Origin of the sequence: Cellulomonas septica, from assembly GCF_012396155.1 — a bacterium.
GTDB classification, from domain to species: Bacteria; Actinomycetota; Actinomycetes; order Actinomycetales; family Cellulomonadaceae; genus Cellulomonas; species Cellulomonas septica.
In genome coordinates this window covers 1-2,208 of the sequence record NZ_JAAXOY010000601.1, presented here as the reverse complement: position 1 = coordinate 2,208, position 2,208 = coordinate 1, and the positions used below count along the sequence as shown (strand labels likewise).

Annotated in this window: 3 protein-coding genes; 1 reads left to right on the top strand and 2 read right to left on the bottom strand. The window is 75.5% G+C overall.

What is annotated here, in order from left to right; genetic code table 11:
* Positions 1–367 (top strand): hypothetical protein (locus tag HGA02_RS17110; protein ID WP_168680384.1); only part of this gene is annotated, 367 nt, incomplete at its 5' end.
* A gap of 4 nt (positions 368–371) precedes the next feature.
* Here the strand turns inward: HGA02_RS17110 and HGA02_RS17105 are convergent.
* Both HGA02_RS17105 and HGA02_RS17100 read right to left on the bottom strand, forming a co-directional pair.
* Positions 372–1,259, bottom strand: a complete 888-nt coding sequence (locus tag HGA02_RS17105; RefSeq protein WP_168680382.1) for a TIGR01777 family oxidoreductase — start codon at positions 1,257–1,259, stop codon at positions 372–374.
* 138 nt (positions 1,260–1,397) lie between these two features.
* Positions 1,398–2,208 (bottom strand): 2-oxo acid dehydrogenase subunit E2 (locus HGA02_RS17100; RefSeq protein ID WP_210728740.1); only part of this gene is annotated, 811 nt, incomplete at its 5' end.

Here is a 2,208-nt window from a genome sequence, read left to right as displayed (position 1 = left end):
CGACCTCACGCGGCTCCGCGCCCAGCACGTCGCCGCCGGCGACGCGGGGCGGCTCGTCGACGTCGAGGTCCCCGACGGGCCCGCGCACCGTGCCGACCTGCGGCTCGTCAAAGCTCTCGCGGGGGACCGGGTCGAGGGGCTCGCGGTCGACGTGCAGGAGGCGACCGTCGTCGGCGGTGACACCGCCGGCGAGCCCACCCCCGGCGCGGAGGCGGCGGTGCGGGTCACGTCCGCGATGTCGGGCTACACGCGCGTCGACGCGTCCGGCGTGTCCACGGCGGTGCCGGCGGCGTCGGCGCGGACCGTCGTGCTGACGCTGCGCTGGACCGCAGACGGGTGGCGCGTATGGGACGTCGCGGACGCGTGAGGCGTCAGCCGGCGGCGACCCAGGCCGCCGCGGACGTCAGGTCGGCGTGCACCGGGCGGAACCCGCTCGCGGTGAGCGCCGCGGGTTCGGCGCGGATGGACCCGAGCACCTCGGACGAGAAGTCCTGCAGCGCGAGCCGCAACGCCCACGCGGGGACGGGGACGACCGCGGGACGGTGCACCGCGGCCGCGAGCGCCTTCACGACGTCGACGTTCCGGTCGGCCGCCGCGACGAGGTTGACGGGCCCGTGCACGTCGGTCGTCAGCAGGTGCGCGATCGCCCGGACCTCGTCGACGAGCGTGATCCACGGCCAGAACTGCCGCCCGGAGCCGAGCCGCCCGCCGACGCCGAGCCGCACGAGCGGCAGGAGCCTGCCGAGCGCGCCACCGTGCGGTGCGAGGACGATGCCCGTGCGCAGCAGCACGACGCGCACCCCGGCCTCCTGCGCGGGTGCGGTCGCCGCCTCCCACTGCCGGACGACGCCCGCGAAGAACGTCGTCCCGAGCGGCTCGTGCTCGTCGAGCACGGTGTCGCCCCGGTCGCCGTAGGCGCCGATCCCGGACGCCTGCAGCAGCACCCGCGGACCGTCGTCGTGCGCGGCGAGCGTGCGGGCGAGCAGCCCGGCGGTGTCCGTGCGCGACTGCACGACGGCGCGCTTGCGTGCGGGGGTGAGGGGCCGGGACCCCGCGTTGACGCCCGCGAGGTCGATCACGGCGTCGGTGCCGGCGAGGTCGTGCGGGTCGAGCCGTCCGGCCGACGGGTCCCACGGGATCTCGTCGGGTCCGCCCGCGTCCCGACGGACGAGCACGCGCACGCGGTGCCCCTCGGCCCGCAGCGCCGGCACCAGCGCGCTCCCGATGAACCCGCTGGCACCCGCGACGACCACGTCCATGCCGGTCACCCTAGGCGCAGGTGCCGCACCCGGCCGGACGAGGCCCGGGCGGGCCCGCTCCTCACCGGACGGCGCTGCGCGGGAGACGACGACGGCCCGGGTCCGCAGGGGACCCGGGCCGTCGTCAGGCGACGAGCGTCAGAGGCCGACCTCGGCCTCGAACGCGCCCTCCTCGATGCGGGCCTTGACCGCGGACAGGTACCGCGACGCGTCCGCGCCGTCGACCAGGCGGTGGTCGTACGACAGGCAGAGGTAGCACATCGACCGGATCGCGATGACCTCCTCGCCGTCCGCGTCCTTGACGACGACGGGCCGCTTGACGATCGCGCCGGTGCCGAGGATCGCCGACGTGCCGGTCGGCACGATCGGGGTGTCGATCAGCGCACCGCCGGAACCCGTGTTCGTCACCGTGAAGGTCGCGCCCGACAGCTCGTCCGGCGTGACCTTGTTGGCACGGGTGCGTGCGGCGAGGTCGGCGATCTTGCGCGCGATGCCGGCGAGGTTGAGGTCGCCCGCGTCGCGGATCACCGGCGTGAGCAGGCCGCGCTCGGTGTCGACGGCGATCGCCACGTTCTCCTGGCCGTGGTACGTGATCTGGTTGCCCTCGAGCACGCCGTTGATCTTCGGGAACGCCTTGAGGGACTCGATCGCGGCCTGCACGAAGAACGGCAGGAACGTGAGGTTGACGCCCTCGCGCGCCTTGAAGTCGTCCTTGGCGCGCGCCCGCAGGCGGGCGACCTTGGTGACGTCGACCTCGACGACCGTGGTGAGCTGGGCCTGCGTGTGCAGGGCCTCCACCATGCGTTCGGCGATGATCTGGCGCAGGCGGCTGGCCTTCTCCGTCGTGCCGCGCAGCGGCGACACCGACGGGACGGTCGGCGCCTTGGGGGCGGCAGCCGCTGCCGGAGCGGCGGAGGCCGGGGCGGCCTGCGCGGCCTTCGCCGCCTCC